Consider the following 24,714-nt stretch of genomic DNA (forward strand, 5'->3'; position numbering starts at 1 on the left):
GCTGGCCATCAGTGGTGCAGGATCTTGGCCAGGAACTGCTGCGCCCGTTCCGAACGCGGATTGGCGAAGAAGGCTTCCTTGCTGTCGTCCTCGACGATGCGGCCGTGGTCCATGAAGATGACGCGGTTGGCAACCCGCTTGGCGAAGCCCATTTCGTGCGTGACGCACATCATGGTCATGCCTTCCTGGGCCAGCTCGGTCATCACGTCGAGCACTTCGTTGACCATTTCCGGATCAAGCGCCGAGGTCGGCTCGTCGAACAGCATGCAGATCGGGTCCATCGCCAGCGCCCGGGCGATCGCCACGCGCTGCTGCTGGCCGCCGGACAACTGGCCGGGGAACTTGTGCGCATGCGCCTTGAGGCCAACCCGGTCGAGCAGCTTGAGGCCCTTGTCGATGGCTTCGTCCTGCTGGCGGCCGAGCACCTTGACCTGGGCGATGGCCAGGTTCTGGGTGATGCTCATGTGCGGGAACAGCTCGAAGTTCTGGAAAACCATGCCGACGTGGGCGCGCAGCTTGGACAGATTGGTTTTCGGATCGCCGACCGAGGTGCCGTTGACGATGATTTCGCCCGACTGGAAGGGTTCGAGGCCATTGACGCACTTGATCAGCGTCGACTTGCCGGAACCCGAAGGGCCGCAAACGACGATCACCTCGCCCTTGCTGACCGTGGTGCTGCAATCCTTGAGCACGTCGAAACTGCCGTAGTTCTTGCTGACATGGGAAATCTGGATCATGACTATCTCCTGGAAACGCGGCCTCAGGCCGGTTGGTATTTTTTCTGCAAATGCTTGACCAGCATCGACGCGGCAAAGCAGAGGACGAAATAGACGAGGCCGGCAAACAGCAGCAACTCGACCAGGCGGCCGTCACGGTCGCCGACCTTGTAGGCGGAACCGAAGAAGTCGGCCAGCGCGGAGACATAGACCAGCGAGGTATCCTGGAACAGGATGATGGCCTGGGTCAGCAGCAGCGGAACCATGTTGCGGAAGGCCTGCGGCAGGATCACCAGGCGCATCGCCTGACCATAGGTCATGCCCAGCGCCTGGCAGGCGGCCATCTGGCCCTTGGGCACCGACTGAATGCCGGCACGGATGATTTCCGAGTAGTAGGCCGACTCGAACAAAGCGAAACCGATCATCGCCGAAGCGAGGCGCAGGTCGGTATTGGGCGGCAGGCCGAAGAGGTCGGCGATGAAGCGCGGCACGATCAGGAAGAACCAGAGCAGTACCATGACCAGCGGCACGGCGCGGAACAGGTTCACATAGCCGGCGGCAAACAGTGACAGCGGCTTGATCGACGACAGCCGCATCATCGCCAGCAGGGTGCCCCAGACGATGCCGACAACGATGGCGATCAGGGTGATTTCCAGCGATACCGCCATGCCGTCCCAGAGTATCGGCAAGGCGCCGGGGATCGAAGACCAGTCAAATTCGTAAACCATTTACTTGCCCCCCATGTAGCCCGGCACGCGGACCTTGTCTTCCAGCTTCTTCATCAGCGTCATGACGACGACGTTGATCGCCACATAGGCAATGGTGACGGCGATGAAGGATTCGTAAGGCTGCGCCGTGTAGTCCACCAATTGGCGCCCCTGGGCAGCCAGTTCGAGCAGGCCGATGGTCGAGCAGACGGCGGAGTTCTTGAAGATGTTGAGAAACTCCGAGGTCAGCGGCGGCATGATCAGGCGGAAAGCCATCGGCAACAGCACGTGGCGATACACCTGCGGTAACGTGAAGCCGAGCGCCAGACCGGCGTTCTTCTGGCCCTTGGGCAGCGAGTTGATGCCCGAACGCACCTGCTCGGCCACGCGGGCACTGGTGAACAGCGCCAGGCACAGCATCGCCGCCAGGAACTGCTGCTGCACCGGATGCGATTGCTTGTAGGCGTCGCCCAGACTCTGCGGCACCAGTTCCGGCATCACGAAATACCAGATGAACAGTTGAACCAGCAGGGGGATGTTACGGAACAGCTCGACGTAGGCAGTCGCCAGCCCGCTCAGTAGTTTGTTCGGGACGGTGCGCAAGACACCGACGACGGCGCCGAGCAGCAGCGCGAGCACCCAGGCGCAAAGCGACAGCATCAGCGTCATCTGCAGGCCGGCGAACATCCAGCCGAGATAGGTCGTATCGCCAACAGCTGTCGGCTGCAGAAAAATGGACCAGTTCCATTGGTAATTCATGCGGAACTCCTGAAAGGGAAAAAAGGGGCGGCGTGCTTGCGCCGCCCACGGGCCGGGATCAGTATTCCCAGAAGATGCGCTGCAATTCCTTGCTGTCACCGGTCTTGGTCAGGGCGACGGTGGCCAGGATGCGGGCCTTCTGCGGATTCAGATCGTGGGCGACGACCCAGTCATACTGGTCATCCGGCTGCTCGGCGTTGCGCAGGACGAAGCCACCGGCATTGACGTGCGAGGAACGGATGATCTGGACACCCTGGCCACGCAGTTCTCGCAGGCCGGCGACAACATTCCTGGCCACCGAGCCGTTGCCGGTACCGGCGTGGATGATCGCCTTGGCGCCGCTGGCCGCCAGTGCCTTGTAGGCGGTGTCGGCGACGTTGCCGTGACCGTAGGCGATGCCGACCACCGGCAGGCTGTCGATCTTGTCGATGTCAAACTCGGAATTGACGGTGTGGCGCTTGGCCGGCAGGCGGAACCAGTAGTTCTTGCCCTCGACGATCATGCCGAGCGGGCCCCAGGGGCTCTTGAAGGCGCCGGTCTGGATGTTGATCATCTTGGACACGTCACGGCCGCTGTTCAGTTCGTCGTTCATCGCCACCAGGACGCCCTTGCCGCGAGCATCCTTGGCGGCGGCGGCGGCAACAGCGTTGTACAGGTTGAGCATGCCGTCGGCCGACATCGCGGTACCCGGACGCATCGAACCGACCAGGACGATGGGCTTGTCGCTCTTGATCACCAGATTCAGGAAGTAGGCGGTTTCTTCCAGCGTATCGGTGCCATGGGTGATGACGATGCCGTCCACATCGGCCTGCTTGACCAGCGCCGAGACACGCTTGCCGAGCGTCAGCAGGTGCTCGTTGGTGAAGCTCTCGGAAGCGATCTGGAAGACCTGCTCGCCGCGCACAGCGGCGACCTTGGCCAGTTCCGGCACACCGGCGATCAGCTTGTCGACCGGCACCTTGGCAGCCTGGTAGGTGGCGCTGTTGGTGGCTTCGGCGCCAGCGCCAGCGATGGTGCCGCCGGTCGCCAGGATGACGACATTGGGCTGGGCGGCCATGACCGCCAGCGAGGCGGCGCAACCGGCGGCGAAGACCGCACAACGGGTGAAAATTCGCTTGAACATGATGAACTCCTCTGTTTTTTGGGATGAGCCGGGCCTGGCACCTCACTCGGGAGGCGCCGGCATCACAGCAAATGATTTGGGGGATTACTCGAACGCTTTGTCGTTCGGCGCCTTGTACAAGGCCTTCATTTCAGCCGACAGCGGCATGTTCAGGTTCAGGCTCTTGGGCGGGATCGGGTTCATGAACCACTTGTTGTAGATCTTCTCGGCATCGCCGGAAGTCATCGCCTTGGTCAGCGCGGCATCGACGACTTTCTTGAACTCGGCGTCATCCTTGCGCAGCATGCAGCCATAGGCTTCCTTGGACTGGGCAGTACCGACCACGGTCCAGTCAGCCGGCTTCTTGGCCTTGGCCATTTCGCCGTAAAGCAACGCGTCATCCATCATGAAGGCGACGGCACGGCCGGTTTCCAGGGTCAGGAAGGCTTCGCCGTGATCCTTGGCCGAGATGATGTTCATCTTCATCTGCTTTTCTTCGTTCATCCGGCGGATCAGGCGCTCGGAAGTGGTCCCGGCGGTGGTGACCACGTTCTTGCCGGCGAGATCGGCGAAATCGTTGATGCCCGAGCCCTTCCTGGTCATCAGGCGGGTGCCGATGACGAAAATGGTGGTCGAGAAGCCGACCTGCTTCTGGCGTTCCAGGTTATTCGTCGTCGAGCCGCATTCGATATCGACCGTGCCGTTCTGCAGCAGGGTGATGCGGTTGGCCGAGGTCACCGGCATCAGGCGGGTGTCCAGTTTGGCCAGCTTGAGTTCGTTCTTGATCGCATCGACCACCTTGAGCATCAGCTCATGCGAGTAGCCGATGACCTGCTGCTTGTCGTCGTAATAAGAGAAGGGAATCGAGGATTCACGGTGACCGAGGGTAATGCTGCCGGTGTCCTTGATCTTCTTCAGCGTCGAAGCTTCCTGGGCAAAAGCCGGCGTCATGGCGGCACTGGAAAACACGGCGGCGAGGGCGGCGGCGAGGGCGATACGTTTCATGTCTTCTCCTGAAGGTAAGGAAGCCGCGAGCGGGCTTCGGCAGCCTATACATCGCAAGCCATGTGCCAGCGTTTCCAAGCGCCGACAAAAATAACAAGCCATTGATTTTCTGGCAATTTGACTCTAGAAAGAATAGGCCGACTCACGGAAAACCGACGTCCCTCGCCGCCCCGCCCTCGGAATTCCGACGGCAACGGCGATTCTGCCCTGTGCTGCAGCGAGGTCAATCGCGGTTTTCCCGGAGCGGCCGTGTTGCCAGGAGCATCGACGCTCATGCACAATGTCCGCAAGGGGGAGACGCCAGTGCACAAAAATACCAATGCCAATCCTTGGTCCGAGGACAACGACGCCATCCAGCAACTGGCGCTGGAGGAATGCGCCAAGCGCCAGCGTATCGATCACAGTGTTTCCGTGCTCGTGCTGCCAGCTGGCCAGTGCAAGCTGGCCGTGCGTTTTGCCCAGCTCGACGCCCAGGTGACGGTCGCCGACCTGGCCGACCGGCAACGTGAAATCGAAGGACGCATCCTGGCCTCCGGTCTGACCGGCAGCATCCATTTCACGCCGACCGAACTGCCGGCACCGCCCGCAACCGACAGCGGCGCCCCCTTCGACATCATCGTGTTGCGCCGCGGCCTGTGCAGCCTGCCCTACGCGCAAGGCAAGCAGTTGATCCGCCAGTTGATGCAAAAGCTGAAGATCGGCGGCAAGCTCTACATTTCCATCCTCGGCCTGCATTCTGAGCTGGGCGACGGCTATCCGGGACGCGAGCAGTCGATCTACGAGCGCTACAGCAAGCTGTCCCCGGCCATGGCCCGCAAGTACGATATCCGCAACGAAGTCTGCCTCTATTCCGAGCGCGACCTCTTCCTCCTGCTGCTCGAATCCGGCGCCAGCGTCCTGCGCACGATGACCACCACCTGGGGCAACGTCAAGGCGGTCGCTGTCCGCGTCTGATGCGGCTGGGCATTGACCTTGGCGGCACCAAGATCGAGATTGCCGCCCTCGCCGACGACGGCCGCGAACTGTTGCGACGACGCGTCGCCACGCCGCAGGGCGACTACCCCGCCACCCTGCAGGCCATCGCCGGTCTGGTCACCGATGCCGAGATAGAACTGGGCCGGCGCGGCAGCGTCGGCATCGGCATTCCCGGGGCCGAATCGCTGGTCGACGGGCGGATCAAGAACGCCAACTCGACCTGCCTGATCGGCCAGCCGCTGCGCGCCGACCTGCAGCACCTGCTGCAGCGGGAAATCCGCCTGGCCAACGACGCCAACTGTTTTGCGCTGTCGGAAGCCATCGACGGTGCCGGACGCGGTGCCGCCTGCGTGTTCGGGGTCATACTCGGTACCGGCGTCGGTGGCGGCATCGTCATCGATGGCCGGGTACTGGTCGGCGCCAATGCCATTGCCGGTGAGTGGGGGCACAATCCCTTGCCCGCCGACCCGGCCGATCCGCTGCCACCCCAGCGCTGCTATTGCGGCCGCGACGGCTGCAACGAAACCTGGCTGTCGGGTCCTGGCCTGGCGGCCGACCATCAGCGCCATACCGGAATCGCCCTCACTGCCGCCGACATCGCCCACCAGGCGGCCGCCGGCGATACCGCCAGTGCGGCCACCGTTGACCGCCACGTGCGCCGTCTCGGGCGGGCGCTGGCCAGCGTCATCAATCTGCTCGACCCCGACGTCGTCGTCCTCGGCGGCGGACTGTCGCAGATGGCGCAACTCTACGAAAAGCTCCCGGGCTATTGCCGCCCCCACGTCTTCTCCGACGATCTACGCACCCGCATCCTGCCGCCCGCCCACGGGGATTCCTCGGGGGTGCGCGGCGCTGCATGGCTGTGGAATTGATGGCACAATCGCCGTCCCATGGCACAGATCTCCCTTTTTGTCGGCGGCATCCGCCTGCTTCCCGAATCCGGGCGACCGACCGGCATCTACAAACAACCGGCGACCGGCCCACTGGCGCTCGGCCCGGAAGGCTTTCTCGCCGACAGCCAGGCTGACCGGCGCGTTCACGGCGGCCCGGAAAAGGCCGTCCATCTCTACCCGGCCGCACATTACGCCCGACTCGCCGCCCGTTTTCCCGAAATTGCCGGGCAACTGGTACCGGGAAGTCTGGGCGAAAACCTGTCGACCGCAGAACTCGACGAAAGCAGCGTGCGCATCGGCGACATCTGGCAACTCGGCGACGCCCGCCTGCAGGTCTGCCAGCCGCGCAATCCCTGCTGGAAGATCGACGAGCGCTTCGCCACCGAGGGCATGGCGCAGTTCATCGCCGAACAGCGCCTGACCGGCTGGTACTGGCGCGTCCTGACGCCGGGCACGGTCGCCCCCGGCAACGCCTTGCTGCTGGAACAACCCGGTACCGGTCCGACCCTGGCAGCCGCCATGCAGCTCTGGCAAGATCATCGCCCGGCCATCGACGAACTCGAGCGGCTGACCGCCACCCCGGGCATCGCCGAGCACTGGCGGCAGAAAATCGAACAACGGCTCGCCTGGCTGAAGCGCAGTCCCGACACCCCGGCCGCAGCGCCGGCAACGTTCCACGTGAAACCGGAGCAGGCATGAGCCACCCCGATCCGCGCAGCCTGATGCTGCGCCTGTTCCTGCCTTTTGCCGCAGGCTACTTCCTGTCCTACCTCTACCGCACGGTCAACGCCGTGCTCGGCCCGGTCATCGCCGGCGAGCTGGCCTTGCCGGACAACGCGCTCGGTCTGCTGACCAGCACCTATTTCCTCGCCTTCGGCGCCGCCCAGTTGCCGCTCGGCATGCTGCTCGACCGCTTCGGTCCGCGCCGCGTCGAGGCGGCGTTGTTGTGCATTGCCGCCGCCGGTGCCGCCGTCTTCGCGCTGGCTGACGGCCTGAGCGGGCTGACGCTGGGCCGGGCACTGATCGGGCTCGGCGTCTCGGCCTGCCTGATGGCCTCGTTCAAGGCCTTTACCCAGTGGTTTCCGCCCGAGCGCCAGGCCTCGCTGACCGGCTGGATCATGGCTTCCGGCGGGCTCGGTGCGCTGGCCGCCGCCAAACCGCTGGAAATCGCCCTCGGTTTCACCGGCTGGCGGGAAATCGTCCTGGCGCTGGCCGTCGTCACCCTGCTCGTCGCCACCCTGCTGTGGCGGCTGGTTCCGGACAAACCGAGCACAGGCAGCAGCGCCAGCTTCGCCGAACAGATGGCCGGCGTCCGCCAGATTTTCGCCAGCGCCCATTTCTGGCGCTACGCGCCGATGGGTTTCTGCTTCACCGGCGGGTTCATGGCCGTCCAGGGGCTATGGGCCTCGCGCTGGATGAACGTGCTCGAACAACTCGACGCCACCGCCGTCGCCGCCCGCCTGACCTGGATGGGCGTGGCCATGCTCGGCGGCTTCCTGTTCATGGGCTTTTTCGCCACCGCGCTGGTGCATCGCGGCGTGCCGCTGGACAAGCTGTTCCGCTGGGCGATGCTCACCGCTTTTGCCGCCTTCGCTGCGATCTGCCTGCAACCCGGCTGGGCCGGCGACTGGCTGTGGCCCCTGCTCGGCGCCTGCTTCTCGCTGTCCAACATCGCCTATTCGCTGGTCGCCCAGGCCTTTCCGCCGACCATGTCGGGGCGCGCCAATACCGCGCTGAACCTGCTCGTCTTCTTCGGCGCCTTCGGCCTGCAATGGGGCATTGGCGGTTTTGTCGATGCCCTGCAGGCCGCCGGTCAGGATACGGCTGCGGCTTACCGGACGGCCTTCTACTGCCTGCTCGGTCTACAGGCGCTGTCGCTGATCTGGTTCCTGCGTCCCCGGCGAGCGCTCTGAAGTCGCCAGGTCGACCTGCTGCATCAGCCCGGCGCTGCCGCTCTCCATCAGGTACACGCCGGCCGCCCGGATCTGCCCGAGCAGTTCGTTGTCGGCGTTCTTGAGCGAGAACGGCGCAACAACCGCCCCGGTATAAAGCGCCCCAACCCCGGCTTCGGCCAGCGAGCGGAAGCTCTCGCCTGACCACAGGGCCAGTCTGGCGAAGGCGCTGTCGCCCTCATCGATCCAGCCATTGCCATCTTCGTCGAGCGTGGCCAGATCGGCGAAGCCGTTACCGCTACGGGTGCCGAACAATTCGCTGCCATCGTCGGCCCGGCCGTTGCCGTTGCGGTCGAAGACCAGGAAGCAACTGCCGTCGGCCAATTCAGGCAGCCATTCAGGTGTGCCGTCGGCATCCAGATCGAACGAGAAGCGGCTGTCCACCAACTGGCAGTAAGTGCCATCAAAATTGAGCACCAGCGGATCGCGCAACTCGACACTGCCCGATTCCTCGGCGTAGCTTTCCCGGCTGTAGGCGCGCGCCATGTCCACCTTGAAATTGAAGGCGATTTCCCGGCCGTCACAGGTTTTGACCAGTCCGCTGCCACACACCTGGGTCGTTTCGGATTCGCTGACCCGCTCATACACCGTGCGCCGCCAGTGCATCTGCCTGGCCGGACTGCGCGCCGGAGTGCCGCCTTCGGCATCGGCTGGCAGGTCGGCGGCAATTTCCTTCCGGTATTGCCGGCCATCCATTGCCGCCAGGATGGACTCGAGCAACGATTCGAGCATCTTCTGCACCCGCTCGCGCAGCTTGTCACCCTTGTCGGCTTCGTCGCTGGCCAGACGCTGGAAAAGCTGGTCAAAGCGCAGTTCGCTGTCGATCACCTCAGCGCGGCTGCTGGTCGCGGTATGGCTGGCCGTCATGTCGACGGCCGATTCCTGGATTCTCATGATGCACTCCTTGCAGTCATTGGGCTCAAGCCATTGCAAGGGACATGCCCGTCACAGTTCGAGCGGATCGACTTCCAGGTGCCAGCGCAATTTGTTCGCGGTTTTCAGGCCTTCGATGGCTTCCCGCCAACGCGGCAGGAAGGCCTGCAAGGCCGGTCGGGAAAAGGCCTCGGCCAGCAGCTGCCCGCGTTCGAGGTTGGCCAGCCGGGCCATCTTCATCGGCACCGGGTCGTAGAGCATGACCTGATCGTGCGCTTTTACCACCGGCAGCGCCGCCGCCAGTTCGAGGAAGGCCACGGCGTCGGCCATCGCCGGCGCTTCGGCACGCAGGACGGCCTGGAAGGCGTAAGGCGGAAAGCCGGCCTGCTCGCGTTCCTGCAACTGGGTCGCGGCAAAACCCGGGTAATCGTGGCTGGCCACCGCCGCAAACAGCGGATGATCGGGATACTGCGTCTGGACCAGGACTTCGCCGCGCAATTCGGCCCGCCCGGCGCGACCTGCGACCTGCATCAGTTGCGCGAACAGACGCTCCGGGGCGCGCCAGTCGGCGGCGTACAGCGCAGCGTCGGCGCCGAGCACGCCGACCAGCGTCAGCTTGGGGAAATCGTGCCCCTTGGCCAGCATCTGCGTACCGACCAGGATGTCGGCCTCGCCGCCGTGGATGCGTTCGAGCATGGTCTCCCACTGCGTCCGGCTCTTCACCGAATCGCGGTCGACACGCAGGATGCGCGCGTCGGGAAATTCGCCCTGCAACCATTCCTCGACCCGTTGCGTGCCGCGACCGTAGGGATGGATGTCCTGGTTGCCGCAAGTCGGGCAGGCGCGCGGAATGCCGTTCTCGAAGCCGCAGTGGTGGCAGCGCAGGCGGCGGTCGGCCAGGTGCAACACCAGGTTGGCGGCGCAGCGCTGGCAGCGCGACACCCAGCCGCAAGCCGGGCACGCCAGCACCGGCGCGTAACCGCGACGATTCAGGAAGACCAGGCTCTGCTCGCCGCGCGCCAGACGTTCGCGGATCGCCGCCAGCAAGGGTTCGCTGATGCCTTCCTTGAGCGTCAGCCGGCGGGTATCGAGCACATGCACGGCCGGCAGGCGAGCCGCCGGGTTGGCCCGTTCCTTCAAGGTCAGCAGCTTGTAGCGCCCGCCCTGGGCGTTGGCCCAGCTTTCCAGCGACGGTGTCGCCGAACCGAGCAGCACCGGGACGGCCAACTGGCGGGCGCGGACCACGGCGACGTCGCGTGCCGAATAGCGCATGCCGTCCTGCTGCTTGAATGACGGGTCGTGTTCCTCATCGACGATGATCAGCCCCAGGCGCGGCAGCGGCGTGAACACCGACAGACGCGTGCCGAGCACGAGGTCGGCCTCGCCGGCAAAGGCACTACGCCAGTTGCGCTCGCGCGCGGCTTCTGCCAGTTCGCTGTGCAGCGAGACCACGCAACGGTCCGGGAAACGCCCGCGGACGCGGTCTTCCAGTTGCGGCGTCAGGTTGATTTCCGGGACCAGCAGCAGCACCTGGCGACCAAGTTGCAGCGCCTGGTCGATCAGGCGCAGATAAACCTCGGTCTTGCCGCTGCCGGTGACGCCGAACAGCAAGTGGGCAGAATAGCCACCGTCGATGTCGACCTGCCCGATGGCTGCAGCCTGCTCTTCGGTCAGCGCTGGCTCCGGCAAAGCCGGCGGCGGCTTACGCGGGCGCCCGGCGCGGCGTTCCGGCGGCGACAGGCGCTTGAGACCGGCGGGTAGTGCCTGCAGGAGGACTTCGCCGAGCGGCGCTTGATAGTAAGTACTCGCAAATTCGCACAAGGCGAAGAAATCGTCGGGCAAGGGCCCGGGATCGCGCAGGATTTCTCTGGCCGTTTTCAACTGGCCGGCCGGCCATTCACTCTGTTCGACCACGGCGACGATGACGCCGATCCGCTCGCCCCGCCCGAACGGCACCCGCACGCGCAGGCCGACATCGGCAGGCGTGGCATCGTCGGCCCGGTAGTCGAACAGGCGATGCAGGGGCAGATCGAGGGCGACGCGCAGAACAGGCATGATCGGTCCGGAAAAACGCTTGGCGGTCGGCGCGTTTCAGTTGTCCACAAAAGCTGTGGATAACTTTGTGGATTGCCAAGGGGGAAAAAAGCTAAGTGGGCGTTTCGTAAGGATTTTGTTACCTTGCCGAAATATTGTGCAAATTACAAAATGCTTTTATAACAACAACTTACACAATAACCCGCTTGTCAAGCAGGTTTCAGGACTTTTTTATTCCGGGGCAGGAAATTCTGTGAATAAGTCAAGCCCTGCCCCGGAAAATGAGTCCTCACTTACGCAGCGAACGGCTGTGGCTGTGGACCGTATCGACCAGCACCGAAACATTTTCCGGCGGGGTGTATTGGGAAATGCCGTGGCCCAGGTTGAAGACGTGGCCGGTATTGCCCGGACCGTAGCTGTCGAGCACCTTGCGGGTTTCGGCAGCGATGGTTTCCGGGGTGCCGAACAGCACGTTCGGGTCGATGTTGCCCTGCAGCGCGACCTGGTCGCCAACGCGGCGACGAGCTTCGCCGATATCGATGGTCCAGTCCAGGCCGACGCCGTCGCAGCCGATGGCCGCGATCTTTTCCAGCCACAGGCCGCCGTTCTTGGTGAACACGATGCTCGGAATGCGCTGCCCGTCCTTTTCCTTCTTCAGGCCGGCGACGATGCGCTGCATGTAGGCCAGCGAGAATTCCTGGTAAGCCGCCGCCGACAGCGAACCGCCCCAGGTATCGAAAATCATCACCGCCTGAGCGCCAGAATCGATCTGCGCGTTCAGGTAGCTGGTCACCGCATCGGCAGTCACCGACAGGATCTTGTGCAGCAGATCCGGGCGGCTGTACATCATGCCCTTGATGTGGCGGAAGTCGGACGAGCCCTGGCCTTCGATCATGTAGCAGGCGAGCGTATAGGGGCTGCCGGAGAAGCCGATCAGCGGCACCGAGTTGTCGAGTGCGCGACGGATTTCCGCGACCGCGTCCATGACGTAACCGAGGTGGTCGTAGGGATCGGGCGCGGTCAGGTTGTTGATCGCCCATTCCTCGCGCAGCGGACGCTCGAACTTCGGGCCCTCGCCTTCGGCGAAATACAGGCCCAGGCCCATCGCGTCGGGCACGGTGAGGATGTCGGAGAACAGAATGGCGGCGTCGAGGTCGTAACGGGCCAGCGGCTGCAGCGTCACTTCGCAGGCCAGCGACGGGGTCTTGCACAGGTTCAGGAAGTTACCGGCCCGCTTGCGGGTGGCGCAGTACTCCGGCAGGTAGCGACCGGCCTGGCGCATCAGCCACAGCGGGGTGTAGTCGGTCGGCTCCTTCAACAGGGCACGCAGGAAGGTATCGTTCTTGGGTCGGCTCACGCTTTACTCCGCCAGAAAATCAGGAAACAGCGATTATCCGCCTTTACGCCCGGCTGGTCACGCGGCGCCGCATCGTCATCCAGTACAGCAGCGGAATGACGAACACCGTCAGCAGGCTGGAGAAGGCCAGTCCCCAGACGATGGATTGCGCCACCGGCCCCCACAGCAGCGACTCGCCGGCCAGTCCGAAGGCCAGCGAAAACAGGCCGCCGATGGTCGTCACCGAGGTGATCAGGATGGGCACGATACGTCGCCGGGCGGCATAGACCGCTGCATGCAGCACGCCCATGCCCTCCTGCAGGCGCTGGTTGGCGGCGTCGATCAGGACGATGGCCGAATTGACGGCGATCCCGGTCAGCGCGATCACCCCGTAGAGCGTGTACAGGGATAAAGGATTGCCGGACACCAGCAGGCCGAGGACGACGCCGGTAAAGGCCAGCGGCACGGTGACCAGGATCAGCAGCGGCTGGAAATAGCTGCGGAACTGGGTGGCCAGGATCAGGTAGATCAGGCCGACACCGAGCGCGAACAGCGCCAGCATGGCATCCAGGCTTTCGTTGATGTCGTCGAGTTCGCCGGAGAAATCGAGATTGACGCCCGGGTACTGGGCGGCGATCTTCTGCCATTCCACGCGCAGGATGCGGTTGGCCGCGACGGTATCGGTGATTTCCTTGTCCAGGTCGGCTTCGACGGTGATCGCGCGCATCAGGTTGTAGCGCTTGATGACGCCCTTGCCGGTACGCGTCTCGGCCTGCACCAGCGCGCCCAGCGAGGTGGTCTGACGACGACCGTCGAGCAAGGCCAGGGCAATCGGCGTCGCCAGCAGGTCGCCGATGTCCTGGCCGACCAGACCGCCGTGATTGGCGCGCACGCGCAACTCGATCTTCTCGCCCTGGTCGCGGGTCTGGGCGATGATTTCGCCGTCGACATGCAGACGCATCAGGCGCGCCACCCGGCCAGCGTCGAGACCGGCGGCGGCCAGGGCCTCGCGGTCCAGCGTCAACACCAGTTGCGGGCGGCCGGGGATGTCGTCATCGACCACGTCCTTGCTGCCGGGAATGGCCCGCGCGACCGCCAGCACGGCATCGGCTGCAGCGCGCAATTCGAGCGGATCGTCGCCGCGCACGCGGACCTTGACCGGTTTCTCCAGCGGCGGCCCGCCCGAGATCATGGTGAAGCTGATCTTGCCCGGCCCCGGCAGGGCCTCGACGGTCGGCCGCATGGCGGCGACGATGTCCTGGACGTCGCGGGCATCGCTGCCCAGCTGGTCGCGCGGGTTCAGGGAAACGATCACCTGCCCGTAGATGTCGCCGTAGAGCGGCTCTGTATCGGTGAATTTGACCCCGGCGTAGGCAGCAACGTTACGTGCTTCACCGTCGCGCAGGTGCTTGCGCACCTCGGCCTCGACCCGGCTGGCCTGGGCCATGGTTTCCTCGATCGGCGCCCCGGCCGGCATATCGACGTTGACGTAGAACAGGCGCAGCGGATCGAAGGCGAAGAACTGCATGCGCACCGCGCCGCCGGCGACGGCGCCGACCGCCAGCACGAAGACCAGCGCGGCCGCGCCCAGCGACAGGCGCGGCCGGCGCAACAGCGCCAGCAGCAGGCGCGAATACCTGAGCCGCAAACGATGATTGAAACGCGCCCGCCAGTCGTCGAGCGGCGGCCGTCGACCGACGGTCGCCACGTGTACGGGCAGGATCCAGTAGGCCTCAAGCAGGCTGATCGCCAGCGCCAGCGTGATGATGAAGGGGATCACGAACATGAACTTGCCGACGATACCGGGCAGCAGCATCAGCGGCAGGAAAGCCGCCATCGTCGTCAGTACCGAGGCCGTGACCGGCGCCACTACTTCGCGCATCGCCTCGACCGACGCATCGATGGCCGCCAGTCCGCGCTGCATCTTGTAGTAAATGGTTTCGACCACGACCACCGCGTCGTCGACGACCATGCCGAGCACGATCACGACACCGAGCAGCACCGAAATGTTGACCGTGTAGCCGAGCGCCGCCAGCACGGCGAAGGTACCGGCCAGCGAAAACGGCAGACCGATGCCGACCAGCAAGGCGATGCGGGCGCCGAGGAACAGCCAGCAGATGATCAACACCACCGCCAGGCCGACGACGGCGTTGGCTTCCATGATGCCGATCGATTCGCGGGTCGGGATGGTCTGGTCGTCAAGCAGTTCGAGGCGGATGCCGTCGGCGGCCAGCAGCGGATTCTTTTCGGCGATGAAGCCGTTGATGCGCTCTATCATGTCCAGCGTATTGACCCGACTCTTCTTGGTGATCGACAGCATCACCGCCGGTTTGCCCTCGTGCGTCGCCAGGCTGCCAGCCTTGGCCCGGCCGCGCGACACCTCGGCCACCGAAGCGAGCGGCACCTGGGCGCTGCCCACCGGAATATCGGCCAGCTTTGCCGGATCGACATGCTCGCCGAGGATGCGCACCAGCCAGGCATTGCGCTCGTCGCCGGATTGCGTCTCGACCTTGCCGGCAAAAACGTCACGGAACCAGGCCTGCGTTGCGTCGGCCACCTGGGTCGCCGACAGGCCGCGATTGGCCAGCGCCACGGGATCGAACTCGACCAGCAGTTCCGGGTCCTGCAGGCCGGTGGCGAACACCTGGTCCACCCCGTTCATGCGCTCGAATTCGTTCTTCAGCAGGCGTGCGCGCTGGCGCAGAACCTCGTCGGCCGCCTGCCCGGTGACCAGCACCAGCGCCGTCGGAAAACCGTTCGAGGTGGTGATTTCCATGACCCGCGGATCCTTGGCCACGGCGGGCAACTCGCTGCTGGCCTTGTTCTGGATGTCGCGCCGCAAGTCGTTGATGCGCTTGTCGAAGACGCTGGTCGAAATGTCGCGGAAACGGACCAGGATGTTGGACACGTTCTCGCGCGACGAAGACAGCACGAAACGGATGTCGGCGACGCCCTTGATCGCGTCCTCGAGCGGCTCGGTGACGCGTTTTTCCACGTCTTCGGCGGAAGCACCGGGTAGCACCGTGGTGATCACCACCCAGTTGAAATTGATCTCGGGATCCTGCTCGCGCGGCATGGTCAGGTAGGCAAGCACCCCGAGCATCAGCACCACCGCGAAGGCGATGTTCGCCAGCGGATGGTTTTCCAGCAGCTTGCGGTACAGGCTCACGGCAGCGCCGCCCCGTCCTGCAGGGCATGACGGCCCAGGACGACGATCCGGGTGGCGTCGGGCAGGTCGACCAGCGCCGGCCGGCCTTCGCTGGCACCGGGCAGCACATGGAAGCGCGCCTTGCCATCAACCGCCGTGAATACGCCGTAGCGGCCATCGCGACGGACCAGCAGGTCAGCCGGCAACCAGGGCCGGGTCTCGCGCCAGAGCAGACGACCGGACTGGCCGATGGCCGGCGCCGCCGCCGCAAAGGCAAAACGCGCCTCGACGCTGCGCGACTCGGGATTCATTGCCGGCGACACGCGGATCAGGCGTAAAGGATGGCGGACACCCGCCGCTTCGAACTGCCACTCGCCGGCCTGGGCGACCACCTCGACATCCTGCGGCTGCAGTTGTGCCGCCACTTCCGGATCACCCGCAGCAACCAGCGTCAGCAGCACGCTGCCCGGCGCGGCCAGTTCGCCGAGCTGGGCCGGGCGTTCGCGCACGACACCGGCAAACGGCGCGCGCAGGCTGTGCTTGTCGAGCGCCCGCCGGGCCGTATCGCGGCTGGCCCGGGCCGCCCGCGCATCGGCCACGGCAGCGGCCCGCTCGGTCTCGCGCAGCGTCAATGCTTCCGGGGAATAGAAATTACGCTCGCGCAAGGTCTGCGCCCGCTGCAACTGGGCATCGGCTTGCGCCAGCCGGGCCTCGGCCTGGGCCAGCGCGGCCTCGGCGCGCTCCAGCGCAAGTGCCGCGTCACGCGGATCAAGACGGACGATCAGCGCACCGGCCGCAACCGATTGCCCGACCTCGACCGGCAGGGCCTGGATGGTGGCGGCGACCTCGGCCGAAATCCGGGCTTCGTGGCGTCCGATCACGGCGGCCGGCGCGTTGCGCTCGGGGCGTAAAGCCAGTTCGCCGAGCGGAGACAGCGTCAGCGCCGGCTGAGCCGGCGCCACGGCCGCCGGTTCGGCCGCCTGCTCACCGCAGCCCGCGAGCAACGTCGAGACCAGAAGGAGACCGGAAATAACGGGAATTCTCATCGCAACTCCGCAAAAGCAGACGGCGGCGCCTTCACTTGCGCCAGAAAGCCGGCGTCAACACGACCAGCAAGGTGAATATCTCAAGCCGACCGAGGAGCATTGCAAAAATGCAGACCCAGGTCTGGAAGTCCTCGAGCACGGCAAAAGTCGTCGCCGGACCGACCGCGCCAAGGCCGGGACCGGTGTTGTTCACGCTGGCCACGACGGCACTGAAGGCGGTGACGATGTCGAGCCCGGTAAACGCCAGCAACAGCGTCATCGAGACGATGCTGACCATATACACGAAGGCGAAGGCGAGCACGGCGAACAGTACCGACTGCGGCGCCGTCGCCCCGCCCAGACGGACGTTGTACACGGCCGCCGGGTGCATGGCGCGGACCAGTTCGCGGTAAACCTGCTTGTACAGCAGCAGCGCCCGCATCATCTTGATGCCGCCACCGGTAGACCCGGCGCTGGTCGAGAAACTGCACAGGAACAGCATCCACAGGCCAACGAACATCGGCCACTGGCCGTAATCCATGGTCGAATAGCCGGTCGTCGTCGCCACCGAGATGACGTTGAACATGGCGTAGCGGAAGGCCGTGTCCATGTCGTCGAAGGTGCCCTCCTTCCACAGGTAATTGGCGAGCACGAAGACGCTGACCAGCAACACGCCGACAAACCAGCCGGCTTCGGGATCACGGCCGTAGATGAACACCGACCGCCCGGTCAGGGCGAGGAAGTGGGTGGCGTAGTTGATCCCGGAAAAGAGCATGAAGGCGATGCAGATCCACTCGATGGCCGGCGAATTGAAATAGCCCAGGCTGGCGTCGTGGGTTGAAAAACCACCGAGCGAAACGGTCGAGAAACTGTGGCAGATGGCGTCGAACCAGCTCATGCCGGCCCAACGGTAGGCCAGCGCGCAGGCGACAGTGATGAACACGTAGATCATCCACAGGCCCTTGGCCGTCTCGGTCACCCGCGGCGTCATCCGGTTGTCCTTCATCGGACCGGGAATCTCGGCGGCGAGCATCTGCCGGCCGCCGATGCCGAGCATCGGCAGAATGGCAACCACCAGAACGATCAGGCCCATGCCGCCCAGCCATTGCATCAGGTGACGCCACAGGTTGATCGACGCCGGCAGCCGGTCGAGGCCGGACATCACCGTCGCCCCGGTCGCCGTCAGCGCCGATACGGCTTCGAAATAGGCGTCGGTATGCGACATGCCGAGGTGGATCATGAACGGCAAGGCCGAGAACGCCGGCAGCACCGTCCACACCAGCACGACCAGCAGGAAGCCGTCGCGTACGTTGAGATCGCGCGGCGTATTGCGGTAGCGGTACCAGAGGAAGCTGCCGCACAGCATGGTCAGCAGGAATACCTCGTCGTAGACGCGCTGCGCGCCGTCATCCATGACGTGGGAGACGGTCAGCGGCACCAGCATGGCCAGACCGAACAGCATCAGGATCATGCCGAGCGCGCGATGGACGGGAGCGAAACGGGTCACGAAGCCATCCTCAGACGAAGTGGAAGCCGACCTGGAACAGCTTTTCCACCTTTTTCACCAGCTTCTTTCGGGTACAGAAGATGATCACGTGGTCGCCCGGCTCGATCACCGTGTCGTGGTGCGCGATGACCACCTCGCCGTAGCGGGTGATTGCCGTCCAGTCGTCGGTCTGGCCGACAACGATGGGTTGCTCGAAATTGCGCACCAGGGCGGCGACGGTGACGCCCTTGGGCCACTGCACTTCGTCGATGCGCCGGCCAACCACCTTGGACGTGTTGCGATCACCGTGGGCGACGATTTCCAGGGCTTCGGCAGCCCCCCGGCGCAGCGAATGCACCTCGGCGACATCGCCCTGGCGGACATAGGCGAGCAAGGTGCCGATCGACACCTGGGCCGGCGAGATACCGATGTCGATCGGTCCGCCCTCGATCATTTCGGCGTAGGCGCGACGATTGACCAGAGCGACGACGCGCTTGCAGCCCAGACGCTTGGCCAAGCTGCCGGCCATGATGTTGTCTTCGTCGTCGTTGGTCATCGCCAGGAACAGGTCCATCTCGGCGATGTTTTCCTGTTCCAGCAGGTCTTCGTCGGTGGCGTCGCCGTACAACACCAGGGTGTCGTTCAGTTCGTTGGCCAGCAGCTCGGCGCGCGGCCGGCGACCTTCGATCAGCTTGACCTCGTAGCGCTCTTCGAGCGACTTGGCCAGGCGCAGGCCGATGTTGCCGCCGCCGGCGATCATGATGCGCTCGACCCGCGCCGTCTGCCGGCGCAACTGGTTGAGCACCGGGTGGATGTTCTCGGCAGCAGCCAGCAGGAAGACCTCGTCGCCGGCCTTGACCACGGTATCGCCCTCGGGGAAAACCGGCTGGTTATCGCGGAAGATGGCGGCGATGCGGGCATCGATTTCCGGCGGCAGATGCTCGCGCATGGCCTTGATCGGCTTGCCGACCAGCAGGCCGCCTTCATAGGCGCGCACGGCGACCAGACAGACGCGACCACGGGCGAAGTTGAGCACCTGCAGCGCGCGTGGAAACTCGATCAGGCGGCGGATGTAGTCGGTAATGACCTGTTCCGGGCAGAGCGCGAAATCGACGGCGAAATTGTCGCTGGCCAGCAGCGACTCGTCTTCGAGGAAGTCGCGCGAGCGCAGGCGGGCGATGCGGGTCGGAATGTTGAACACCGACTGTCCGAGCTTGCAGGCCACCAGATTGGCCTGGTCGCTCTGGGTCACCGCGATGACCATGTCGGCATCCTCGGCACCGGCGCTGCGCAGCACCGTCGGCGTTGCCGCATCGCCGACCACAGTGCGCAGGTCAAGGCGGTCCTGCAACTGCGCCAGCCGCGCCGGATCCTGGTCGACGACGGTGATGTCGTTTTCCTCGGAAACCAGGCCCTCGGCCACGCTGGCGCCAACCTGACCGGCACCGAGAATGATGATTTTCATGCTTAGTCCTCGCCGCGCTTGCCCAGCCGGATGTCGAGCTGCTTGAGCTTGCGGTACAGGTGGGTCCGCTCCAGCCCGGAACGCTCGGCCAGGCGCGTCATGTTGCCGCCTTCCTGGCGCAGGTGGTGTTCGAAATACAACTTCTCGAAGGCATCACGGGCTTCGCGCAGAGGCTGCTCGAACAGCGGCAGGAAGGATTGCGCCGGCGCGTCCTCCTCGATTTCCTGCGGCATCACCCGAGCCACGTCGTCGGCGCCGATTTCCTCGTCCAGCGCTGTCAGCGCGAGGTTGCGCACCAGCCCGTAAAGCACGTTCCAGCTGGCTTCCGGGTGCTTCTTCCAGGGCAGCGTGCGCAAGGCATTGAGCGCCGCAGTCGAAAAACGCCGCGGCGGCACTTCTCCGCGCTCGACGAAATTGGTCAGCAGCAGTGCGGCAATTTCCGGCAGGTCGTCGGCATGCGCCGCCAGCGCCGGCAGCGCCACCCAGATTTCGCCCAGCCGGGCCAGCAACTTGGCATCCCAGCCGGATAACGCCGACAGCGGTGTGGTACTGGCCACCACCAACTGCAGATGCAGTTTTTCGGCACGATCCAGCGCAAACGCCAGGTTCATCTGCTGCATCTTGCCCAGGGCCGCCAGATCGGGGACGAACAGGATGCCGCCACCAACTTTCTCCAGTGTCTCCTGACTGAGCGCGCTGCTCACCGTAGACAGGTCGAGCCAGGGCGCGCGCGGCGCCAGCAGAGTGCGCGCAGCGATTTCGCCCATGCCGCCGGTGGCGCCCTTGATCAACACCACCGAAGCCTTGGCCGCAGCCTGTTCCAGGCGCCGGCGGAATTCCTTGACGAAGGGCAGGCGAGCGAAGGCTTCCAGGGTCAGCGGTGGACGCTGCGGCGGTGCGTCGTGCTTGAGCGCCTTCTGCACGGTGGCCAGCAGCTTTTGCAGGCCGATCGGCTTTTCCAGGAAATCGAAGGCGCCGAAACGCGTCGCCTCGACGGCCGTGTCGATGGTGCCGTGACCGGACATCATGACCACCGGCATGTTCAGGTGACCGCCGGCATGCCATTCCTTGAGCAGCGAAATGCCGTCGGTGTCGGGCATCCAGATGTCGAGCAGGACCAGGTCCGGGCGCAACTCCTGACGCACGCGGCGGGCGGCGCCAGCGTTCTCGGCGAGGCGGACATCGTAGCCCTCGTCGATGAGGATTTCGGAAAGCAGTTCGCGGATGCCGACTTCGTCATCAACGACCAGAATGATTGCCATGCTTGGCCTCCTTGTCCCGGACCAGCGGCAGGCGGATATCGATCCGCGCCCCGCCATCCGGTGCATTGCTGATTTCTATACTACCTTGATGTTCATCGACAATCTTCTTGACGATGGGCAATCCGAGCCCGGTTCCCCGGGCCTTGGTGGTGACATACGGTTCGAAGATGCGCGGCAGCAACTCGACCGGGAACCCCGGGCCGTTGTCGGTGATGCGCAGGCGGGCGCAACGGCCGGCCAGTTCGGTAACGATCTCGACCCGGCCGTCGTCGCGGCCTTCAAGCGCATCTTCGGCGTTGCGCAGCAGGTTGTGGATGATCTGGCGCAGCTGGGTGGCGTCGCCAAGCACCGGCGGTAGCCCCTCACCGAGCGCGACCGAGAACTGCACTACCGAACTCTCGTAGAGGCCCATGACCTCGCCAAGCAGGCCGTTGAGATCGAGCGGTGCGACTTCCGGCGCTGGCATCCGCGCGTAATCGCGGAAATCGTCGACCATGCGCTTCATCGCCTGGACCTGGCCGATGATGGTCTGCGTGCCGCGCGCCAGCATTTCGGCGTCGCCGTTGCTCAACTTGCTGGCCAGCTTGTGCTGCAGGCGTTCGGCCGACAACTGTATCGGCGTCAGCGGATTCTTGATCTCGTGCGCCAGGCGCCGGGCCACCTCGCCCCAGGCGGCGCTACGCTGGGCGGCGATCAGCCGGGTGACGTCGTCGAACACGACCACGTCACCGCCGCCGCTGGCCTCAGGCAGGCGCGAAGCCCGCAGCAGCAACACCTGCGGCATCCCGTTCGGCCGCTCCAGCTCCAGCTGGGCCTGCCATTCCGGTTCGCCAGTCGCGGCGAAGTTCTGGCGGATGAAGCCACCCAGCATTTCCTGGCGCGGCCAGCTTTCCGGTGCCAGACCGATCAGGCCGGAAAAATCATCGTCGAGGATGGTCAACGCCCCTTCATTGACCGTGCGCAGGCGGAAATCGCGGTCGAACACCAGCACGCCGGCCGACAGGTTGGCCAGGATCGACTCCAGGTAGCCGCGCGCCGATTCGAGTTCGCCGCGATGGCGGTCGGTTTCGCGGCGCGCATCGTCAAGCTGCCGGGTCATGCGGTTGAACGACTGGGTCAGCACCCCGAGTTCGTCGCCGCTATACACCGCCTGACGCTGCGAGAAGTCACCCTGGGCAACGGCTTGCGTGCCTTCGGCCAGGATGTACAGCGGCGCCACCAGCCGCCGAGCCATCCAGTAAGCCAGGGCAAAGGCGCTGAACAGCGCGACCAGCACGGTCAGGGTCAGGGTCAGGGCATAGATCCGGGTCAGCCCGGCGCGCGCCAGTTGCAGCTCCTGATAGTCGCGATAAACCGCCTGTACGGCCTCGGCATCGAGTGCCAGATTGGCCGGTACGGCCTGCGTCAGTTGCAGGATGCGCGGTTCCTCGAACATCTCGCGCGGCGAGACCGGCAGCAGCACGCGCAGGAACATCGATTCTTCCTCCCCCTCGATGCCGCTCAATCCCTGCTGGGTCCGTGCCTCCCTGAGCTGGGACTGACCGGGCAGCGCCGGCAGCAACACGAGATCGCCGGTGGCACTGGCGAGCAATTTGCCGCTGACCGAAAACAGCGCTGCCGTCTGCACCCCCTTGTCCTCGCGCAGCCGGAACAGGGCCGAACGCCGCGACGGCTCGGGAATCACCGACAGTTCGTCGGCCATGTCGCGCGCCTTGACGTTGAGTTCGGCGAGTAATGAATCGAGTGCCGAACGTCCGAGGTGCAGGCCCGATTCCAATGCCTTCTCGACGCGCACGTCGAACCAGCTTTCGATCGAACGGGTCATGAACTGCACCGACACGCCGTAGACCAGCGCCCCGGGCAACACCGCGATGACGCCGAACATCAGCATCAGGCGCAGCTTGAGGCGGGCGCCAAAGACCTGGGCCTTGTAATCGCGCCACAGGCTGCGCAACTGCCAGCCGACCAGCGTCACCATGCCGAGCGCCAGGACGACGTTAAGCGCGATCAGCAGCGGATAGTTGCGCGAGAAGACGACGGTGTCAGCCGCCGTCGCCATCAGCAACAGGAACCACAGGATCCCGCCGATGGCGGCAGCCAGGGCACCGGCAGCAGCGACAAATCGCTTCACTTGTCCTCCACGACAGGCGGCAGCGGCAACTTGGTCGCCCAGGTCTTCCAGTCACTGGCGAGCGTCCAGTCCTTGTTGCCGAGCGCGCTGATCTGGAAGGGGCGCGGCAACTGGCGGACGTCGAGTTGCAGGCGTACGGCAGCCTGATAATTTCCACCGGCAACGATGCGCGCATCGTCGCGGGGAATGACCAGCCAGTTACGCAGGCGGCGCAACACGGCCAGTGCCTCGCCCAGCGTCTCGAAGGATTGATGCAGGCCGCCGGTACTCAGGCGGTACTGACGGGTCAGCGCGTGATACGAGAGGCGATAGGTCAGACTGCGGCTGAGCAGTTTCTCGTCAAGCCAGTACCAGCGCTCGCGGGTCAGTTCGAAATCGGCGACGAAATACAGCACGACGCCGCGATTAACCGCCTCTTCCAGGCTGGGACTCAGTTCGAAGCGGAAATCCGCGGACAGTAAATGGCCTTCCTCGGTCACCGTCAGCCCGGGATTGTGGACTTCGATTTCCGCCGCCCAGGCCAGCGCCGGCAGGAAAGCCAGCAGCAGCAACAGGCCGCGCAGGCGCTCAAGCACGCTTTTCGAGCAGGCAGTAGTAGAAGCCATCGCGTTCCGCATCGGGAAGAAGCTGTTCCTCGTGAACGATCCCCGCCGCCGTCTGGCGTCCGAGGAAATTCCTGACCTGCACCGAGTTTTCCTCCGGGAAGACCGAACAGGTTGCATAAAGCAGTCTACCGCCCGGCCGCAACACCTGCCACAGGGCATCGAGGATGCGCGCCTGGGTGCCGGCAAAGCTGGCGACATCCTCGGGCCGGCGCAGCCATTTGGCGTCGGGATTGCGGCGCACGACGCCGCTGGCGGTACAGGGCACGTCGGCCAGCACCGCATCGAAGGGACGACCGTCCCACCAGACATCGAGTTTGGCACAATCGGCAGCTTCGACCCGGGCCGACAGGTGCAAACGTCCCAGCCCCTCCTCGACCCGCCGGCAGCGGGCCGGTTTGAGATCGAGCGCAAGCAGGTCGAGGTCGGCACGCTCAAGCAGGTGCGCGGTCTTGCCGCCCGGCGCCGCGCAGGCATCGAGGACGCGACTGCCGGCAGCCGGTGCGAGGATTTCCGCAGCGCGCTGGGCACCCGGGTCCTGGACCGAAACCAGGCCGTCGAAGAAACCGGGCAGACGATCGACCGGCTGCGGTTTGAGCAGCGCCAGTCCATCCTCGCCAACCGGGTGAGCGCCAATATCGACCGCCGTCAGTTGCCGCAGATAGTCATCACGGCTGATCCGGCGCCGATTCACGCGCAAACCCATCGGCGGCGCCTGGTTGCCGGCATCGACGATGCGCTGCCAGTCGTCCGGCCAGGCGGCCTGCAGCTGCGCCAGCCACCAGCCGGGATGCTGGGCCAGGGCGACCGGATCGGCGGCGACATCGGCGGTCAAGCTCGCCTGCTGGCGCAAGAAGCTGCGCAATACGGCATTGACCAGGCCACGGAATTTTCCGTGCAGGATTTCGCCAGCCGCCGACACCGCCTGGTCGACCACGGTATGCGCTGCATCCGGGCGGGTTTCCAGGCGATACAGGGCAACCAGCAGCAGCGCCCGGACTTCATCGACGGCCAGCGGCTTTTCCAGCAGTCGCGACAGGAAGAAATCGCCCCGACCGAAGGCACGCAGACTGCCGTAAACAAGATCCTGGACGGCCGGCCGGGCAACGACATCGACGCGACCGAGCAGGTTGTCGGCCAGGCTCTGACCGGCGAATACCGCCGCATCGATGCGGGCGGCCTCGCGCAAGGCATAGGCAAGTGAGGTGAAGGGCAATCGCGACATAGGTGGCGATTATCGCAC

Annotated in this window: 20 protein-coding genes; 4 read left to right on the forward strand and 16 right to left on the reverse strand. The window is 64.9% G+C overall.

The genetic code is table 11. The annotated features are described in order from the left end of the window. Nucleotides 1-8: 8 nt before the first annotated feature. The 5 genes from AADV58_RS01430 to AADV58_RS01450 all read right to left on the reverse strand — a co-directional run bounded on the left by AADV58_RS01430 (nt 9) and on the right by AADV58_RS01450 (nt 4,289). Complete coding sequence (locus tag AADV58_RS01430; RefSeq protein ID WP_028993945.1) at nt 9-737, reverse strand: amino acid ABC transporter ATP-binding protein; 729 nt, start codon at nt 735-737, stop codon at nt 9-11. Between the two features lie 23 nt (nt 738-760). Further along, a complete protein-coding gene (gene gltK, locus AADV58_RS01435; RefSeq protein ID WP_028993944.1) occupies nt 761-1,444 on the reverse strand; it encodes a glutamate/aspartate ABC transporter permease GltK in 684 nt (227 codons plus the stop codon). After that, on the reverse strand, nt 1,445-2,182 hold the full coding sequence (locus AADV58_RS01440) for an amino acid ABC transporter permease (protein WP_341743880.1): 738 nt from the start codon (nt 2,180-2,182) through the stop codon (nt 1,445-1,447). It lies immediately after the preceding gene. 58 nt (nt 2,183-2,240) lie between these two features. Next, entirely contained in the window at nt 2,241-3,305 is a 1,065-nt protein-coding gene (locus tag AADV58_RS01445; RefSeq protein ID WP_341743881.1) for an asparaginase, read from the reverse strand. Nucleotides 3,306-3,389: 84 nt separating this feature from the next. Then, nucleotides 3,390-4,289: a glutamate/aspartate ABC transporter substrate-binding protein gene (locus AADV58_RS01450; RefSeq protein ID WP_028993941.1), complete on the reverse strand. Its 900-nt coding sequence runs from the start codon at nt 4,287-4,289 to the stop codon at nt 3,390-3,392. Between the two features lie 303 nt (nt 4,290-4,592). Here AADV58_RS01450 and AADV58_RS01455 point away from each other — a divergent pair, with 303 nt between their 5' ends. The 4 genes from AADV58_RS01455 to AADV58_RS01470 are packed head-to-tail and all read left to right on the forward strand — an operon-like array spanning nt 4,593 to nt 8,070. After that, nucleotides 4,593-5,243, forward strand: a complete 651-nt coding sequence (locus tag AADV58_RS01455) for a hypothetical protein (RefSeq protein WP_157272432.1) — start codon at nt 4,593-4,595, stop codon at nt 5,241-5,243. Further along, the gene (locus AADV58_RS01460) at nt 5,243-6,136 is read left to right on the forward strand and encodes an ROK family protein (RefSeq protein ID WP_341743882.1); all 894 of its coding nucleotides are present in this window, start codon (nt 5,243-5,245) and stop codon (nt 6,134-6,136) included. Before AADV58_RS01455 ends, AADV58_RS01460 begins: the two co-directional genes overlap by 1 nt. An 18-nt stretch (nt 6,137-6,154) precedes the next feature. Then, entirely contained in the window at nt 6,155-6,856 is a 702-nt protein-coding gene (locus AADV58_RS01465; protein WP_028993938.1) for an MOSC domain-containing protein, read from the forward strand. Further along, entirely contained in the window at nt 6,853-8,070 is a 1,218-nt protein-coding gene (locus AADV58_RS01470) for an MFS transporter (RefSeq protein WP_341743883.1), read from the forward strand. The genes AADV58_RS01465 and AADV58_RS01470 overlap by 4 nt, the downstream gene beginning before the upstream one ends. Here the strand turns inward: AADV58_RS01470 and AADV58_RS01475 are convergent. From AADV58_RS01475 to rsmB, 11 genes are all read right to left on the reverse strand, one after another. Then, the gene (locus AADV58_RS01475) at nt 8,020-9,003 is read right to left on the reverse strand and encodes a hypothetical protein (protein ID WP_341743884.1); all 984 of its coding nucleotides are present in this window, start codon (nt 9,001-9,003) and stop codon (nt 8,020-8,022) included. The genes AADV58_RS01470 and AADV58_RS01475 overlap by 51 nt on opposite strands. A 51-nt stretch (nt 9,004-9,054) precedes the next feature. Continuing rightward, the gene (locus AADV58_RS01480) at nt 9,055-11,037 is read right to left on the reverse strand and encodes a primosomal protein N' (protein ID WP_341743885.1); all 1,983 of its coding nucleotides are present in this window, start codon (nt 11,035-11,037) and stop codon (nt 9,055-9,057) included. A 268-nt stretch (nt 11,038-11,305) separates the two neighbouring features. Beyond that, nucleotides 11,306-12,373 (reverse strand): uroporphyrinogen decarboxylase, encoded by a 1,068-nt coding sequence (gene hemE, locus AADV58_RS01485; RefSeq protein ID WP_028993935.1) that lies wholly within the window; start codon nt 12,371-12,373, stop codon nt 11,306-11,308. A 43-nt stretch (nt 12,374-12,416) separates the two neighbouring features. Next, a complete protein-coding gene (locus AADV58_RS01490; RefSeq protein ID WP_341743886.1) occupies nt 12,417-15,521 on the reverse strand; it encodes an efflux RND transporter permease subunit in 3,105 nt (1,034 codons plus the stop codon). Then, complete coding sequence (locus AADV58_RS01495) at nt 15,518-16,546, reverse strand: efflux RND transporter periplasmic adaptor subunit (RefSeq protein ID WP_341743887.1); 1,029 nt, start codon at nt 16,544-16,546, stop codon at nt 15,518-15,520. The genes AADV58_RS01490 and AADV58_RS01495 overlap by 4 nt, the downstream gene beginning before the upstream one ends. Nucleotides 16,547-16,577: 31 nt before the next feature. Continuing rightward, nucleotides 16,578-18,032, reverse strand: a complete 1,455-nt coding sequence (locus AADV58_RS01500; RefSeq protein ID WP_424243825.1) for a TrkH family potassium uptake protein — start codon at nt 18,030-18,032, stop codon at nt 16,578-16,580. Nucleotides 18,033-18,042: 10 nt separating this feature from the next. Further along, a complete protein-coding gene (trkA, locus tag AADV58_RS01505; protein ID WP_028993932.1) occupies nt 18,043-19,476 on the reverse strand; it encodes a Trk system potassium transporter TrkA in 1,434 nt (477 codons plus the stop codon). A 2-nt stretch (nt 19,477-19,478) separates the two neighbouring features. Continuing rightward, on the reverse strand, nt 19,479-20,738 hold the full coding sequence (locus tag AADV58_RS01510) for a sigma-54-dependent transcriptional regulator (RefSeq protein WP_028993931.1): 1,260 nt from the start codon (nt 20,736-20,738) through the stop codon (nt 19,479-19,481). Next, nucleotides 20,716-22,869 carry a sensor histidine kinase gene (locus AADV58_RS01515; RefSeq protein WP_341743888.1) on the reverse strand — a complete coding sequence of 718 codons (2,154 nt, stop codon included), beginning with the start codon at nt 22,867-22,869 and terminating at the stop codon, nt 20,716-20,718. Before AADV58_RS01515 ends, AADV58_RS01510 begins: the two co-directional genes overlap by 23 nt. Continuing rightward, entirely contained in the window at nt 22,866-23,474 is a 609-nt protein-coding gene (locus AADV58_RS01520; RefSeq protein ID WP_028993929.1) for a DUF4390 domain-containing protein, read from the reverse strand. Before AADV58_RS01520 ends, AADV58_RS01515 begins: the two co-directional genes overlap by 4 nt. Then, nucleotides 23,437-24,696 carry a 16S rRNA (cytosine(967)-C(5))-methyltransferase RsmB gene (rsmB, locus tag AADV58_RS01525; protein WP_341743889.1) on the reverse strand — a complete coding sequence of 420 codons (1,260 nt, stop codon included), beginning with the start codon at nt 24,694-24,696 and terminating at the stop codon, nt 23,437-23,439. The genes AADV58_RS01520 and rsmB overlap by 38 nt, the downstream gene beginning before the upstream one ends. Nucleotides 24,697-24,714 lie beyond the last annotated feature (18 nt).

The organism is Azonexus hydrophilus (assembly GCF_038368255.1).
GTDB classification, from domain to species: Bacteria; Pseudomonadota; Gammaproteobacteria; order Burkholderiales; family Rhodocyclaceae; genus Azonexus; species Azonexus hydrophilus.